General features: G+C 39.7%; 16 protein-coding genes and 1 pseudogene. 14 read left to right on the plus strand and 3 right to left on the minus strand.

What is annotated here, in order from left to right:
* The first annotated feature begins 132 nt into the window (after positions 1-132).
* Genes NCCP133_RS13905 through NCCP133_RS13920 form a run of 4 tightly spaced genes read left to right on the plus strand, consistent with a single transcriptional unit; the run spans position 133 to position 3383 of the window.
* Positions 133-813 (plus strand): GntR family transcriptional regulator, encoded by a 681-nt coding sequence (locus tag NCCP133_RS13905; protein WP_264805622.1) that lies wholly within the window; start codon positions 133-135, stop codon positions 811-813.
* A complete protein-coding gene (locus NCCP133_RS13910; RefSeq protein ID WP_264805623.1) occupies positions 810-1652 on the plus strand; it encodes a fumarate hydratase in 843 nt (280 codons plus the stop codon). The genes NCCP133_RS13905 and NCCP133_RS13910 overlap by 4 nt, the downstream gene beginning before the upstream one ends.
* Positions 1616-2329, plus strand: a complete 714-nt coding sequence (locus NCCP133_RS13915) for a FumA C-terminus/TtdB family hydratase beta subunit (RefSeq protein ID WP_264805624.1) — start codon at positions 1616-1618, stop codon at positions 2327-2329. Before NCCP133_RS13910 ends, NCCP133_RS13915 begins: the two co-directional genes overlap by 37 nt.
* Positions 2316-3383, plus strand: a complete 1068-nt coding sequence (locus NCCP133_RS13920) for a tartrate dehydrogenase (RefSeq protein WP_264805625.1) — start codon at positions 2316-2318, stop codon at positions 3381-3383. Before NCCP133_RS13915 ends, NCCP133_RS13920 begins: the two co-directional genes overlap by 14 nt.
* Before the next feature lie 247 nt (positions 3384-3630).
* On the opposite strand, the gene NCCP133_RS13925 is transcribed toward NCCP133_RS13920, so the two are convergent.
* The 3 genes from NCCP133_RS13925 to NCCP133_RS13935 are packed head-to-tail and all read right to left on the minus strand — an operon-like array spanning position 3631 to position 5718.
* Positions 3631-4674: a DctP family TRAP transporter solute-binding subunit gene (locus NCCP133_RS13925; RefSeq protein WP_264805626.1), complete on the minus strand. Its 1044-nt coding sequence runs from the start codon at positions 4672-4674 to the stop codon at positions 3631-3633.
* On the minus strand, positions 4601-5569 hold the full coding sequence (locus tag NCCP133_RS13930; protein ID WP_264805627.1) for an NAD(P)-dependent oxidoreductase: 969 nt from the start codon (positions 5567-5569) through the stop codon (positions 4601-4603). Before NCCP133_RS13930 ends, NCCP133_RS13925 begins: the two co-directional genes overlap by 74 nt.
* Positions 5566-5718, minus strand: a complete 153-nt coding sequence (locus NCCP133_RS13935; RefSeq protein WP_264805628.1) for a hypothetical protein — start codon at positions 5716-5718, stop codon at positions 5566-5568. The genes NCCP133_RS13930 and NCCP133_RS13935 overlap by 4 nt, the downstream gene beginning before the upstream one ends.
* A gap of 217 nt (positions 5719-5935) precedes the next feature.
* Between NCCP133_RS13935 and NCCP133_RS13940 the strand changes: the two genes are divergently transcribed.
* The 10 genes and pseudogenes from NCCP133_RS13940 to NCCP133_RS13990 all read left to right on the plus strand — a co-directional run bounded on the left by NCCP133_RS13940 (position 5936) and on the right by NCCP133_RS13990 (position 16471).
* Positions 5936-6490, plus strand: a complete 555-nt coding sequence (locus tag NCCP133_RS13940) for a TRAP transporter small permease (RefSeq protein WP_264805629.1) — start codon at positions 5936-5938, stop codon at positions 6488-6490.
* Complete coding sequence (locus NCCP133_RS13945) at positions 6487-7755, plus strand: TRAP transporter large permease (protein ID WP_264805630.1); 1269 nt, start codon at positions 6487-6489, stop codon at positions 7753-7755. Before NCCP133_RS13940 ends, NCCP133_RS13945 begins: the two co-directional genes overlap by 4 nt.
* Positions 7756-7792: 37 nt before the next feature.
* A complete protein-coding gene (locus tag NCCP133_RS13950; protein WP_264805631.1) occupies positions 7793-8437 on the plus strand; it encodes a GntR family transcriptional regulator in 645 nt (214 codons plus the stop codon).
* Between the two features lie 50 nt (positions 8438-8487).
* The gene (locus NCCP133_RS13955; RefSeq protein ID WP_264805632.1) at positions 8488-9348 is read left to right on the plus strand and encodes an HpcH/HpaI aldolase/citrate lyase family protein; all 861 of its coding nucleotides are present in this window, start codon (positions 8488-8490) and stop codon (positions 9346-9348) included.
* Positions 9349-9363: 15 nt separating this feature from the next.
* Positions 9364-10716, plus strand: a complete 1353-nt coding sequence (locus NCCP133_RS13960; RefSeq protein ID WP_264805634.1) for an MmgE/PrpD family protein — start codon at positions 9364-9366, stop codon at positions 10714-10716.
* Between the two features lie 219 nt (positions 10717-10935).
* Positions 10936-12191, plus strand: a pseudogene (locus NCCP133_RS21890) (SLC13 family permease).
* A gap of 86 nt (positions 12192-12277) precedes the next feature.
* Entirely contained in the window at positions 12278-12940 is a 663-nt protein-coding gene (locus NCCP133_RS13975) for a GntR family transcriptional regulator (RefSeq protein WP_264805637.1), read from the plus strand.
* Between the two features lie 52 nt (positions 12941-12992).
* The gene (locus NCCP133_RS13980; RefSeq protein WP_264805638.1) at positions 12993-14192 is read left to right on the plus strand and encodes an ATP-grasp domain-containing protein; all 1200 of its coding nucleotides are present in this window, start codon (positions 12993-12995) and stop codon (positions 14190-14192) included.
* Entirely contained in the window at positions 14193-15110 is a 918-nt protein-coding gene (locus tag NCCP133_RS13985) for a succinate--CoA ligase subunit alpha (protein WP_264805639.1), read from the plus strand.
* Complete coding sequence (locus tag NCCP133_RS13990; RefSeq protein WP_264805640.1) at positions 15107-16471, plus strand: MmgE/PrpD family protein; 1365 nt, start codon at positions 15107-15109, stop codon at positions 16469-16471. Before NCCP133_RS13985 ends, NCCP133_RS13990 begins: the two co-directional genes overlap by 4 nt.
* Positions 16472-16552 lie beyond the last annotated feature (81 nt).

The following is a 16552-nucleotide window of genomic DNA, read 5'->3' on the forward strand; positions in this document are numbered from 1 at the left end:
GTTAGAAATGGAATGGTGTTTTTTGATTTACTTATTTATAATTGAATTTTTAAATAATTTGAACTATTATAAAAGTAAAGATGTCGACAGCCGACAAACAGGAAAGCATGGAAAACGAAAGGGGGGGCAAATGTGAATCAAAATCAGAAACCTCTTGAAAAGGCCCTTCCATTTTACCTGCAAATTCAGCAAACCATTAAAGAGCGAATATGGCACGGAGAATATAAACCAGGAGACCGTTTGTATGAGGCACAGCTTGCCAAGCAATTCTCAATCAGCCGCAGCCCTGTAAGAGAAGCGATTCGAACTTTAATTAATGAGGGTCTTTTGATTATGGATGAAAAGTCGCAAATAACTGTATATAAGCCTGCATTGAAAGATGTAAAAGATATATATGGCTGTAGGATTGCACTTGAATCTGCTGCTGTTGCCTTAGCAGCAGAACGGGCAACTGAGTCACAAATAGCAGAGTTGGAAGGGGTCCTGGCTGGAACGAAAGCTGCTATCGAAAGAAATGATAAGGAAGAAGTCGTTAAATGGAACACAAAGTTTCATGAGCAAATTATTTTAATATGCGAAAATGTAAGGTTGAAAAAACTGGTGGATGAGCTTCATTCATTAACTTATTATTATCGCCTTTTGAATATTGAGGGAAATGAACGCGGACTAACTATTTTAAAAGGACACAAAGAGATATATACAGCAATTAGGGACAGAGATCCTGAGAAAGCAGCCAAGAGCCTTAAGGAACATACCCAAGAGGACTTAAAAAACTTAATTAAGCTAATTGAGGGAAAAGGGGAGAAAAAATGAGGATTGTGGATGCAGAGGTTTTAACTGAAAGCGTTGCTAAACTTTGCTGGGAAGCCTGTTACTATTTGCCGGAGGATGTTTTGGCAGGATTCAGGCGCGCGGAGAAAACAGAAGCTTCACCAATTGGCAAGTCTATCCTTCAGCAACTGCTTGAAAATGCTGATGAAGCTAAAACCAATCATATGCCTTATTGCCATGATACGGGTATGGCAGTTGTTTTTGCAGAAATAGGGCAGGATGTGCATATTTCAGGTGGCAATTACCTTGATAGCATTCAGGAAGGAGTGCGGACTGGATACAGAGAGGGCTATTTGCGCAAATCGGTTGTAGGGGATCCTTTGCTGCGCGTAAACACTGGAGATAATACACCTGCAGTGGTACATACTGAAATTGTGCCTGGCGATCAAATTAAAATAACTGTCCTGCCAAAAGGAGGTGGCAGTGAGAATATGAGTGCCATGAAGTTTCTGCTCCCAGGAGAAGGTATTGAGGGTGTAAAGAAATTTGTCTTGCAGACTATCAAAAGTGCTGGAGGAAAGGCATGTCCACCTGTTGTTGTAGGAGTCGGGATTGGCGGCAGTTTTGATAAAGTGACTTCCCTTGCGAAACATGCTGTTTTAAGAGAAATAGGTGTTCACCATCCTGACCCTCACATTGCTGAGCTTGAAAATGAATTGCTGGAAGCTATTAATGATACAGGGATTGGTCCCCAGGGACTTGGTGGAACGAGCACAGCTCTTTGGGTGCCTATTGAAACATATGCCTGCCATATTACAGCTTTGCCTGTAGCAGTCAATATCCAATGCCATGCAGCAAGAAAGAAAACAATCGTTATTTAATGCTGGATTACAGCACTCTGCTGGCTGGAGGGGAAATCAATAGGATAACAGGGCAAAATGAAAAGTTAGGAGGGATCAATATGCCTGAATACAGGCTGCAAACACCTATTTCCAAGGAAGATATTAAGAAACTAAAAATAGGTGATACAGTTTTCCTCTCAGGAACAATTTACATGGCAAGAGATGCTGCACATAAGAGAATGGTAGAGCTGCTTGAAAACAAGGAGCCTTTGCCAGTTAACTTGAAAGGGGAGATTATCTTTTATGCTGGTCCATGTCCTCCAAAACCAGGACAGGTAATTGGCCCAGTAGCGCCGACAACAGCATTTAGAATGGATCCTTATGCACCTGCAATGTACAAATATGGGGTTGTAGGAACAATCGGCAAAGGGCCAAGAAGGGATCTGGTCAAGGAATCATGCAAAAAATATGGTGCCATTTCATTTGCAGCTATTGGCGGATTATCCACCATTTTAAGCAGGAGAGTTAAAGCTGTTCAAGTAGTTGCATATGATGACCTGGGTCCAGAAGCAATCCGAAGATTAGAAGTACAAGATTTTCCGCTGCTTGTTGCATATGACTCAAACGGTGAGGACTTATACCAGCAGGAAATAGCCAAATATGAAAATTACAACCAAAAAACAAATAAAGGAGCTGTAGGTCATGAAAAAATATGAGATTGCCGTAATACCTGGAGATGGAATTGGAAAAGAAGTTGTACCTGTATCATTAAAAGTATTAGAAACGGTTGCAGAAGTGCATGGCGGATTAAAATTTGATTTTCAATTGTTTCCTTGGAGCAGCGAATATTATGTTGAACACGGAAAAATGATGCCGGAAGACGGGTTAGGAACACTAAAAAACTTTGATTCTATTTTTCTTGGTGCCATTGGCAACCCAGCTTTAGTGCCAGACCATATTTCTTTATGGGGTCTGTTAATTAAAATTAGAAGAGAATTTGAACAGTCGATTAATATACGTCCTGCAAAATATTTTAAAGGCTTAAAATCGCCGTTAGTTAATCCTAATGATTTTGATTTAATCGTAGTAAGAGAAAACAGCGAAGGTGAATATAGTGAAGTAGGAGGAAGAATTCACAAGGGTGAGGATGAACTGGCCATCCAGAATGCTATTTTTACAAAAAAAGGAACAGAACGGGCAATGCGATATGCCTTTGAACTTGCAAAGAAAAGAAGAGGGCATTTAACATCAGCCACCAAGTCTAATGGTATTTTCCATTCCATGCCTTTCTGGGACGAAGTCTTTAATGATGTTAAGGGAGATTATCTGGATGTGCAGACAGCATCCTACCATATTGATGCACTTGCTGCATTTTTTGTAACCCGTCCGCAAATATTTGATGTTATAGTGGCGAGCAACCTGTTTGGTGACATTTTGACCGACATTGGAGGAGCAATTATGGGCAGCATTGGAATTGCTCCAGCTGCAAACATCAATATTAATGGAAAGTATCCATCCATGTTTGAGCCTGTCCACGGATCCGCTCCTGATATCGTGGGCAAGGGAATAGCCAATCCAATTGGACAAATTTGGACTGCCAAAATGATGCTCGATCACTTCTGTGAAGAAGAACTGGGTAAAAAGCTTCTTGATGTAATTGAGGACGTTACAAAAGACGGTATTAAAACACCGGATATTGGAGGAACATCATCCACTGAAGAGGTTGGAGATGAGATCTGCAGAAGACTAAAGAAGGCGGTCTCTGTATAAGTCTTATTTAACTTATATAATATGTAGAAAGAGAATCCCAGCTGTGAAGTTGGGATTCTTTATTATATTCGGCATAGCTAAGTATTCTAAAAATGAAAAGAGAGTGTTTTCAGCCAATACAGTTCAATATCCTGTTAAATAAAATGTCTATTAACTTCATCAAGCTCTCAATTTGAGGGTACAAATATAGCCGCTGCCAATCTGGCAGCGGCTATATCGTCTTTTCCCTTTGTTTGTGTGGGTCGTATTATTTGCTTTCAGCGTCCTCGATAATATCTTTGCCGATGATATCTGCGTATTCATTATAAACAGGTGCAAGAGCCTTCTTGAATGCTTCAACTTCTTCTTCAGATAATTCATGAATTTCTACTTGGCCATTTTTTTTAAGCTTAGCTAAAGCATCGTCGTTAAGTTGCTTAGCAGATTCTCTTGCAAGCTTTGTGCCTTCATCAATACCTTTTTGTACAACTGTCTTTGTTTCTTCATTTAGGCTATCCCAGAATTTAGTATTTGTTAACAAGGCATAGTCTACACGAGTATGTCCCATGATTGTCATGTACTTTTGGACTTCATCGAACTTCTTGGATTCAATATTGCTAAACGTATTTTCTTGGCCGTCAACAGTTCCCTGCTGAAGAGCAGTGTATAATTCACCAAATGGAATGGAAGCAGACCCTGCTCCTAGCTCATCATATAACGCCTCAAGTAATTGTCCGCCTTGTGTGCGAATTTTCATGCCTTTCAAATCTTCTGGTTTTGCAATTGGTTTTTTATCATTAGTCATGTGTTTGGCGCCATTTGGCCACATCGCCTGTCCCAGCACGCCATCTTTCTCTAAACGCTTAAAGATTTCTTTTCCTTTTTCTCCATCCCAGAAAGCATTAGCTGCTTCATCACTTTCAAAAAGGAAAGGCATTGCAGGGATATTGAACCCAGGATCGTTACCAACTAGCTTAGACATATCTGGCAGGATAAACTGAACGTTATCGGCAACTAAGTTCTGATACTCATCTTTGTCGCCAAATAAAGAGCTGTTAGGATAAACTTGGACTTTAATTTTGCCGCCTGACTCTTCCTCAATTACCTCTTTCATCTTTAGGGCACCTTGGTGCTTTGGCGTATTTTCAGCTACAACGTGAGAAATTTTAATGGTTACCTCCTGAATTCCGTCATTCTCCGCTCCGCCGCCTGAGCTTGATCCCTCTGTCTTTTCAGAATTACCGCAGGCTGCCAGGGTGAACATTAATACCAGAGTCAGAGCCGCCAGGAACAGTTTTTTCATTTTCATCATTTAATATCCCCCTTTGTAATAAATAGGTTGAGACAAATTTATTTATCTCTGTATGGTCAGCTTCTTTGTCCAATACATTGCTAGCTTCACTGAATCTTTGATATATGATTTGAGGCAATGAGGTAGCTGCATTTGCATCCTTGAAGAGCTGATTTGCCATTCCTATGTCTTTTTTTATTAGTTCAAGAGAAAAACCTGAGTTATACGCTTCTGTCAATATAAAGTTTGGAAATTTATATTCTGTAGAACCGCTTCTTCCGGTACTTTGATTAATGACATTAATTGCCTTTTCTGGTTCTACGCCAAAGTTCTCCAACAGTTGTACAGCCTCACAAGATGCTAAAAGATGGGTAGCTGATAAGTAATTATTAATTGCTTTTATTAAGTGGCCGCTTCCGGATGGCCCGACTAATGAAATACTGCTGCCCATGGCACCTAGCAAACGCTTACATTTATCGAAATGTTCCGCTGATCCTCCAGCCATAATCGTCAATGTCCCATCAACTGCTTTTTTGACTCCCCCGCTAACAGGAGCATCTACAAACGCAATATTATAAGGCTCCAGCTTATTGCAGTTCTCTTTTGTATCAGCCGGATAAGAACTGCTCATATCAATAATCATAAGCGAATTCTGATCTTTTTCAGAAGAGGCTGCGTCAATGATTTCTTCCACTACCTTGTTTACTATGGCAGAGGAAGGGAGCATTAACACAATATAGTGCACTTTATGAATCCAATCTTTCATGCTGGCGGTATTTCCGCCCAATGCCCGGAGTTCTTCTAATGCATTTTCACTTACATCTGCTCCAAAAACATTGTACCCATTTTTAAGGAGATTCTTTGCCATTGGCAGACCCATTTTTCCCAGTCCGATAAAGCCAATATTTTCATTCATAAAGAAGCATCTCCCCTAAGCCCCTTATGTAAAGAGCCAACCTGATTTCTTCCGTGGACACCAGCAACATCTTCTAGATTCTCTTCAGCCTTGAAACATTCTATGAAGGATTTCTTGATTAATGCTAAAGTCCTGTTTTTTATGACCACCTTTCGACCTCCTTTTTGGATTTTGGATACAAAACAAGCTTTGACCAGGTGTTAATACAGGCTGATGAAAATAGTATAACAAAATAGTTGAATATTGTGAATACACAAAAAATAATAAAAAAATAAAATTTTCTGTTTATTTTTATTTTCATTTCTTGTATATTGAAAAAGAAACCAAGCACGGATTGGATACAATCCAAAAAAGGAGTTGATTTGTATGAAGCTCTTTAAATGGCTCGATCGCATCGAAGAAGGAGCAGCTGGATTGCTATTTATTGGAGGAGTAGTGGTAAGTTTATACGGTGTATTTACAAGATATGTTTTGAATGCACCGCAAGCATGGGTTACAGAGATTTTTGAATTTCTTCTCGTTTGGGCTATATTTATCGGATTTGGAATGGCTTTAAAAGATAATCGCCATATTCAAGTAGAATTATTGTTTGATTTGCTGCCTAAAGGATTAAAAAGAATCGTTGCTGGTATAAGTAATATTATCGGAGCAGGCTTCTCCTTTTATCTTGCATTTTCTTCCCTTGAATTGATAACGCTTTCAAAGGAGCAGGGGATAACAACAATTGATGTCGGTATACCACTCTGGATTACCTATCTTGTACTGCCAGTAGGAATGAGCTTACTTGGAGTCTACTTTCTTGTTAAATCATACAGAGCATTTACTGGGGATAAAAGGGAAATTACAGGTGAACTGGAAACCCTATATGAAGAAATGAAGGAATTGAACAAAGAGGAAGAACAGAAGGGAGTAGGAGCATGAGTCCGGTATTAGTGTTATTTTTGGTATTTGCCATTCTTTGTCTCATCAGAGTGCCAATTGCGGTCAGCTTGGGCCTATCTAGCATAGTGGCTCTTTCAATGATCGACTTTACACTTTATACAGTCATCCAAAAAATGTTTAACTCTTTAAACTCCGCAACACTAATGGCTATTCCAGGATTCGTATTTGCCGGAATCATCATGTCAAAAGGCGGTATATCCTATCATTTAATTGAAGCTTTAAAATCATGGGTTGGTCATATTCGCGGGGGACTTGCGGTAGTAACAATCCTTGCATGCATGATCTTTGCTGCAATCTCTGGTTCAAGCCCAGCTACAGCCGCTGCTATCGGAAGCATTATGATTCCTGGAATGGTGAAAGCTGGTTATAGCAAGCGTTATGCAATGGGGTTAGTTGCAGCTGCAGGAACGCTTGGAATCCTGATTCCGCCGTCAATCCCTTTAATCATCTACGCATCTGTCGCGGAAGAATCTGTTGGAAAGCTCTTTGCGGCAGGAATTATCCCTGGCCTATTGCTGGGAGGTATTTTGCTTGTTTCCGCAATCGTAAATGCAAGAATAAATAATTATGGTAAATTGCCGAAGCAGCCAATGGATGTACGCTGGAAAAAAACTTATAAAGCCATATGGGGATTCCTTCTTCCGGTTATTATTTTAGGAGGGATTTATAGCGGAATTGTTACACCAACTGAAGCTGCCTTTGTATCATGTTTCTATGGAATCATTGTTTCAGTATTTATTTATAGAGAAATGTCTTTTTCTAAATTTCGAGAAGTGCTTAAGGAATCCATTAACATTACTTCAATGATTTTCTTAGTTATTGCTTCCGCTATGATATTCGGAATGTTCTTAACGACAGAGCAAGTACCGCAAAATTTTGCCGCATGGATTGAAGAGAGCACTACAAATAAGTGGATATTTATGATAGGCGTCAATCTGATGTTCTTTGTACTGGGAATGTTCCTCGAAGCAGTTGCGATCATTTTAATTACACTTCCAATCTTGCTTCCGGTTTTAGTCATGTTTGATATTAATATCATTCATTTTGCGATCATCATGACCATTAATATGGAATTGGCGATGATTACTCCTCCGGTAGGATTAAATCTATTCGTTGTGAGCGGAATTACAAGAGAGAAAGTAGGGGAAGTGGTGAGAGGGGTTCTTCCTTTCTTTGCACTCATGTTGATTGCACTTATTCTTATTGTAATCTTCCCGCAAATTTCACTGTTTTTAGCAAAGTAATTCTTGGCAGTTTGTATAATGTCTAAGGAGTTTTTAAATGAACCAAGTTAAAGAGTTCCATACACTGCAGGAAAAAGTCACAGATATGATTAGAGAGTCTATATTCACGCAAATATTTAAACCTGGAGAAAGATTGATACAAGATGAATTAGCTTCTAGATTTGGCGTGAGCAGAATGCCTGTAAGGGAGGCGCTTCGCTGTTTGGAAAGAGAAGGACTTGTGGCGTTTCTTCCCCATAAAGGTGCTCAGGTAATTGGTTTTAGAAAGGAAGATATTGAAGAGTTATATTATCTGAGAGCACTCCTTGAAGGGATCACGGTCCAGAAATCAATGAATTTTCTCACAAAAAAAGATAGAAATGAGCTTCAATTACTTGTAGATAAAATGGACCGGGATATTGAAAGCAACAATATGGATTCATTTATCAGCCATAACCACCAATTTCATTTATTGCTGCAAAAAGGATGCAATTGGAAAAAGATTAAGCTGCTGACGAAAGAATTTATTGAAGGCTACCCGTCCCATGTTCCAAGCCTAATTCCCAAAACGATGTTTGTGTCAAATGAAGAACATAAGCAAATGCTTAGAGCACTTGAATTAAAGGATCCGATAATGCTAAGGCAGCTCGTTGAAAATCACATCATGAGAGCAGGAAATGCGCTTACTCAAGTAATTGAGTGAGCTATTTCATATCAATAATAGGATCCAATATCCACAGAGGAGGAGTTACAATGGCACCAAAACGTTCTTATTTATTTGTTCCAGCCATTTCAGAAAAAATGATGGGGAATGCTGTATCGAGTGAAGCAGACAGTGTTATTTTTGATTTAGAAGATGCTGTAGCTATTAATGAAAAAGAGATTGCGAGGGATAGAGCAAAAAATTATCTATTAAATCATCCACCGCAAAAAGATGTTTTGATTAGAATTAATGACTTTACTACAGAGTTTTGGAGAAATGACATTAAGTGTGCAGTGGAATCAGGTGCAAAGGGAATAATTGTCCCAAAAGCGGAAAGCGGCACGAATATGAAGGTGATTTGCCAAAACGTTCTTGAGCTGCTTGAAAAAACAGGCAGAAAAAATTTCAGTTTTGAAGTGCTGCCTTTAATTGAAACGGCGTCTGGCGTTCATTTTTCCTATGAAATTGCCAATTCTCATTATTTAATCCCCAGGCTTGTGTTTGGTTCCATTGACTACTCGCTTGATATAGATTGCGAGCTGACGGATGGGGGCGAGGAGCTTTATTATGCAAGGTCCCAGATTGTAAACGCATCCAGGGCAGCTGGAATCGGCAGCCCAGTAGACGCAGTATATCCGGATCTTTCGAATGAAGAAGGGCTTAAGAAAGAGGCAGTCCGTGCCAGAATTTCAGGATTTAAATCCAAGCTGGCCATCCACCCGAAACAGCTGCATGTAATCCATGAGGTCTTCACTCCGGATGAAAAAATATTGGACGAGGCAAGGGAAATTGTTAAAGCATTTGAGGAGGCAGAACAAAAGGGAAGTGCATCTATTTCTGTTCGAAATAAGTTGGTGGATTATCCTGTATATAAAAAAGCAAAAGGGTTATTGCAGTATTCAGTTTTATAAAAAGGAGATATGTATATGGTAACCAGTAAACTTGCCAGAAATATTAACTGTACAAATTTTAGCGAAATCAGCAAAAATGCTGTTTACGAAGCAAAAAGAAGTCTATTAAACTGGCTGGGCGTTGCTATTGGGGCAGCCAATCATGAATCGATGGATAAGGTTTTAAATGTTTCAAAATTGATGGAAAGCAGCCCGCAAGCGACCATTCTGGGAAGAAAAGAAAAGGCGGATATGCTATTTGCTGCTTTGCTAAACGGAATGTCCTCCCACATCTATGATTTTGATGATACACTGCTTGAAACGGTCCTTCATCCTTCTTCACCTGTTTTTCCTGCTGTATTAGCTTATAGTGAATTTAAGAATAAAACAGGGAAAGAGGTTTTAGAGGCTTTTATTATAGGGTGTGAGGTACAGTCAAGACTGGCCCTGTCTGTATATCCTTCCCATTATTGGCGCGGGTGGCATATAACAGGCAGTGTAGGTGGCATTGGAGCCGCTGCAGCAATGGGCAAGTTATTGGAGCTGGACGAGGAGAAGACCTCCTTCGCCATTGGGATAGCCGCTACAGATCCTACCGGGTTAAGGGAAATGTTTGGAACTATGACGAAGCCTTACCATCCGGGAAAAGCGGCAATGAATGGCATGCTTGCTGCTTTCATTGCAGGCGAGGGATTTACAAGTTCTAAAAAAGCTTTGGAAGCAGAACGCGGGTTTATCAGTGTTTTATCTGAAGAAAGTAAGTTGGAGCTTCTGACAGATAACTGGGGAGATAATTGGGAAATTGAGAAGAACAGCTATAAACCATTTGCCAGTGGAATCGTGACCCATCCTGCAATTGACGGTATAATTACCATCCAAAAATCCCAAAATTTAAAGGCTGACGATATTGCAGAAATCACAATAACAGGACACCCGCTTGTTAAAGAACTAACCGGAAAGACTATATTTTCAACAGGGCTGGAAGGCAAGTTCAGTGTATATCATTGTGTTGCTGCAGGCTTCCTCAATCTAAAAGCAGGTGTAAATGAGTTTACGGATGAATTTGTAAATAAACCTGATGTAAAGGCTTTAAGGTCTAAAATAAACTTAACAATTGATAAAAATATAAAAGAAGATCAAGCAAAATTAACAGTGAAACTGACAGATGGAAGAGAGCTTAATCATTTTGTGGAGCATGCTATCGGAAGCAAGGATCTGCCTATGACAGATGAGCAACTAATCGAAAAGTTTAAGGATGTAACAGGAAATATTATTAATGGGGAGTCCAAAAATAGATTAATAGATTTAATTTATAGGTTTGAAGAACTAGAGGATTTGGATATCTTTTTTAATTTATGCAAGCCGGTTGAAGCTGCTGGCCGTATTTAGCTTAAAGAAAGAAGGAGACTAGAATGGGTACTCCCAACACAAAGGCAAAAGTAAATATAATGTCAAAATCCTCCCGGTCCATTTCTGTTCATTCTTCAAAAATCATTACGCTTTTATTGGGAATTATCATTGCAGCACCCATATATGCAATAGAATCATTCGGGAAAAATCATACTTGCGCTGTTGGCACTAAGTGTTTTTTATTGGACGTTCGAGCCCTTGGAACTTGGTGTAACTGCAATTTTACTGCTTGTTCTAATGTTATTGTTCAAAGTCGTTACGATGGAGATCGTCTTTAGCGGTTTTTCATCCCCAGCTATTTTTCTTATAATAGGCGGAATGATGCTTGCAAAAGGGGTAAATGATACTCATCTTGCCAAAAGGCTGGCTTATTTTATTTTAGCGAAGTGGGCAGGAACAGCAAAAGGGCTATTGGCGAGCATACTAATAATTCCTCAAGTTCAAGCGTTTTTTATTCCCGCTGTTGCAGTAAGAGCGACTTTATTGCTGCCGATTGCACAAATGTTGCTTGATCAAATTGGAGTGAAGGAAAATGAGAACCTTCGCAAGATGATTCTGCTGGGGGTAGCATTTGGCGGAACTATAAGCGGAACAGTAGTTTTGACAGCAGCAATTGGCAATATTTTAACGGTTAAGCTTATAAAACAATTCCTGGAAATTCAAATTACTTACATCAAATGGTTTATTTACACTGTTCCAATTTGGCTTCCTCTTATACCTGCGGCTTGGTACGTATTGATTAAATCATTTCCCTTGCCTGCAGAGTATCAAGAGTTTCACCATGTAAAAAGGGAATTGAGAAACAAGCTGAAAGATATCGGTCCTATTAATCTCGCTGAAAAAAATGTATAGGAATTTTGATGCTTATTGTTGGTCTTTGGTTTACAGAATCTTTACATGGCCTGCATCCAAGTATTCCCGCTTTAATAGGCGTCATATTGATGGCGCTGCCAGGTGTGGGCTGTTCAAAGTGGGCAAATATGGTGAAAATCAATTTTGATACCATTCTCATAATGGGAGTAACTTTATCCCAGGGCTATGGATTCAATCATTCGGGTGCCGCGGAATTAGTTGGCGGGAGTTTAAGTGCAGACTGGATCATTGATTTGCTCCGCTCCCCGGTTATAGGTGTTATTTTTATTTTGCTCATTACCCAAATTTTGCATCTTGCAGTAGCAAATGTATCAGCAGCTGTTGTCACTTTGATTCCAATTTTTATCGGATTATCAGCTAAAGCTGGTGCTGATCCTGTGCTTATTTGCATTACAGCCTCTCTCGCATGTTTGCACGGTTATATACTGGTTGTTGAAGCAACACCCAATATCATCGTTCACAGCACTGGCCAAATCCAGCAGAAAGAGTTTGTGATACCGGGACTTCATATGACTATGATTATGATCCTGGTAACCATTTTTACAGCTGTAACATGGTGGAATTGGATCGGATTTTTATAAAATTTAAAAAATAGCTGAAAAGTATAGACATGTTAAATTGGATCCTATATCCTAAAGCTAAAATAGGAACAGGAAAGGATTTAAAAATGTCATTGAATCAGGATTTAAGAATTGAAAACAGAGATACATTGCATTTAAAAGTATGTAATGTTATTAGGAAAGCTATTATCAGAGGAGATTTTAAACCTGGAGAACGATTAAAACAGTCCGATCTGGCAGAGAAAATGGGTGTTAGCAGGATGCCTATTAGAGAGGCATTCAGAAAGTTGGAATCAGAGGGCCTTATAAGGCTTGAACCACATAAAGGGGCTGTCGTGAAATCCATTAATATTGAGGACATTGAAGAAATATATGCTTTAAGAGCTGAACTTGAAAAAATGGCAGTGTACCAAAGTGTGGACTTCCTTACAGAGCAAGATGTAGAACAGCTTACTTTCCTGGTAAATGAAATGGAAAGAACCGATGATGTTGATACTTTTATTCAATACAATATTGACTTCCATCGAATGCTGGTAAAACGGTGTAAGTGGGAACGGCTGAATTCATTTATTGGAACATTATGGAATGGATTTCCCCAGCAAACGCCTCACCTGCTATCAGGCCAGCAAGAGACCTCGAATATTGAACATAGAAAAATAGTTGAAGCTGTCATTAATAAAGACAAAGAAACAGCAGCTAATCTTTTATCTGAACATATTTTCCGAACGGGCGAATCATTAATAAAAAGCTTAAAGGAAGAAGGGAAGTAAATTTCCCCTTTTTTATAAAATGGATCCAATATCCAATAGGAGGAAAACAAGAATGGGGCGAATGCTGGAAGATGTAAGTAAAACAATCCTAAAAGAATGTGGAATTCCCGTACCAGGACATTCAGTCATTTCAAATAGTAATGAAATTACTGATCAGCACCTATCTCATCCATGTGTTTTAAAAGCACTTGTACCAGTAGGAAAGAGAGGTAAAGCAGGAGCTATTAAGTTTGCAAATACTGTTGAGGAAGCAAAAAGGAAAGCAGATGAAATACTGGAAATGACGGTTAGGAACTTCCCAGTTGAAAAAGTGCTGCTAGAAGAGAAGATTAATATAGATGAAGAATGGTATGTTTCAATTACAATTGATTCTCAAAAGCAAGTTCCGGTTATTATAGCCACAAGAGAGGGTGGAATTGAAGTAGAAGATCTTGTAAAAGATGCACCTGAAAAGGTTGTTGTTTTTTACATTGAGCCATTCACTCAGCTTTACCCATACCAGGCGAAAGAAATTTGGAGCAAGCTTGGTGTTACAGGAAAGCCTTTAGTCAAAGCAGCGGCCATTCTTTGTAAGTTGTATGATGTATTTATTAAATTTGACTGTTATATCTTAGAGATTAATCCTTTGGTTCTTTCAAAGGATGAGAATGTCATTGCAGCAGCATCAGTAATGGGAGTGGACGATGCTGCACTTTATCGGCACCCAGAGCTTGAGGGAAAGGTAGAATCCGGAAGTGAGCGTTCCTGGAGACCTTTAACCGAATTGGAGAAAGAAATGGTGAAGGTGAATGACGCGGATTATCGCGGTACTGCCCGATATACCGAAATGGATGGCGGCGAAATTGGTTTTATGTGCGGAGGCGGAGGAGGAAGCTTGCTAAGCTTTGATGCCCTCACTAATTTAGGTGCACTCCCGGCAAATTACACAGAAACGGGCGGTAATCCTTCAGAAGAAAAAGTAAAAGGATTGACGAAGGGCATTCTTTCCAAAAAAGGAGTTAAAGGCCTCTTTGTCGCGCATAACATTACCAATAATACACAGATAGATGTAATGGCAAGGGGAGTTGTAGAAGCATTACATGAATTAGGCATAAACCCCAAAACTTTTCCTATTGTAGTAAGGGAAGCTGGTGTAAACGATGAGGAAGGCAAAAGAATCTTCCTTGAAGCAGGCATTACTTATTTTGGAGAAGACCTGACGATTGAAGAAGCAGCAGCAGAAATGGTTAAAAAGATGAAGGGAGTATCTTAAATGTCAATTCTAATCGATATTAATACCAAAATGGCTGTACAAGGAATAACAGGCAGGGAAGCTTCTATGATCGTCAGCCATACGCTCGCCTATGGAACAAAGATTTTTGCCGGTATTACTCCAGGGAAGGGCGGACAGCATGTTCAAGGTGTTCCGGTATACGATACAGTTGCCGAGGCTGTTAAAGAACATGATATCAATGCATCCCTTATAGTTGTCCCACCCGCGTTTGCCTTAGATGCTGTACTTGAGGCAATAGCTAACGGCATAAAGCTGATTGTGGTTACAACAGAAAATATACCTCAGCATGATGCAGTAAAACTGTTGCATGCTGCACGTAAAGAAAAGGTCACAATTATTGGCCCCAATACAGTGGGATTGATCAATCCCAAGGATAGAATCAAAATGGGATCCATAGGCGGTGACCGCCCTGAACGTTGCTTTGTGCCTGGAAGTGTAGGTGTCATTTCCCGCAGCGGCGGAATGACAGCGGAAACATCCTGGATGGTAAAAAGAGCAGGTTATGGAGTTACGACAAGCATTGGCATTGGCGGCGATAGTTTAATAGGATCAACAATCAGGGACCTTCTTATTCTTTTTGAAAAGGATGACGAAACAGAAGCAGTTGTTACCTTTTCAGAGCCGGGAACGTCTTTTGAAGAAGAAGCGGCCAAATTATTAAAAGAAGGAGGCTTTACAAAGCCGCTTATATCCTTTGTCGCTGGTAAATTTACTGAATCAATGCCGGAAGGAACTGTTTTTGGGCATGCCGGTGCCATGATATCAGGAAATACAGGACGCCCCTCACTTAAAATGAAAGCGCTTAAGGAGTCAGGAGCCCGTGTGATCGAACAGTATGATGATATTATCAGTGTTTTACAATCCGAGTTAGAAGCGAAGGTGGGGGAAGTAAAATGATATTAACAAAAACATTAGCTGAGTATGCCAATAAAATAAGTTTCGAAGATTTGCCTGACGAAGTAGTTGAATTTACGAAACTATGTATTTTGGACTGGTACGGATCTGCTCTTGCCGGCAAAGATGAAAAACCGGTTCAATCTATAAAAGAATTGCTAAATGAATGGGGAGGTAATGAACAAGCAAGTCTTGTAACTGGCGGTAAGTCTTCCATTGGCAATGCCTGCCTGATTAATGCTGCAGCAAGCCATACTGTTGAGCTGGATGACATTCATAAATCTTCCATTATTCATGCCGGGACTGTTGTTATTCCAGCTGCAGTAGCTGTGGCAGAAGCGTATCAGCTAAGCGGAAGAGAATTAATAACTGCTGTAGCTGTTGGGTATGAAATCTGTTATCGAATTGGGGAAGCAGTATCCCCTTCACATTACTATTACTGGCATAACACAGCTACATGCGGAACTTTTGGTTCTGCAGCTGCTGTTGCTAAACTTTTGAATTTATCTGTTGAGCAGACAATGTATGCACTTGGAAATGCTGGTACGCAGGCTGCTGGGTTATGGGAATTTATTGAAGATGGGGCCAATACGAAACAGCTTCATACAGCTAAAGCTGCGTACAATGGTTCTCTTGCAGCCCTTCTGGCAAGAAAGGACTTTACATCTGCTTCCAAAATCCTGGAAGGCAAAAGAGGCTTCTTTAATGCGATGTCTGAAAAATATGATCCTGATAAAATCACAATGAATCTTGGCAACGAATTTAAAATAATGGAAAATAGCTTTAAAATCCATGCATCATGCCGACATACTCATCCAGCAATGGATTGTATTCTGGACATCATGAAAGAAAACTCCCTCCAACATGATCAAATTCAAAATATCTCAATCGGCACTTATCAAACAGTCCTTAATATTACTGATAACCCTGCTCCTAAAACTGTATACGCTTCAAAATTCAGCAGCCAATTTTGCGCAGCTCTGATTGCCGTTAAAAGCTCAGCCTCATTAAGTGATTTTAATGAAGAAATTTTGCATTCACCTACAATAAACGAGCTTATGAAAAAAGTGGATGTACAAGTGGATCCATACTTTGAAAATGCATATCCGCAAAAATGGGGTGCTAAAGTAATCATTACAATAAAAGATGGCAGAACTTTCATTGAGTCAACTGATTACCCAAAAGGAGACCCTGAAAAAGCAGCTTCGAGAAAAGAACTCATCAAAAAGTTTAAAACAATGACACGGGATAAGATCCAAGATGCTGAAGAACAAGTTGACGCTATTTTACGTTTGGAGGAAATACATGTTTCAGAATGGATAGCAATGGAAGTGAGGGAAGAGTCGTGCAAACAGCCACAGTGACGCCTCTTTCATCTTCCAGAAAGAAATTTATCTTATCCAGGCTGCAATCACTAGCGGGATTTATCCCGCTAGGCCTTTTTT

The organism is Cytobacillus sp. NCCP-133, from assembly GCF_026011715.1.
GTDB lineage: Bacteria > Bacillota > Bacilli > Bacillales > Cytobacillaceae > Cytobacillus.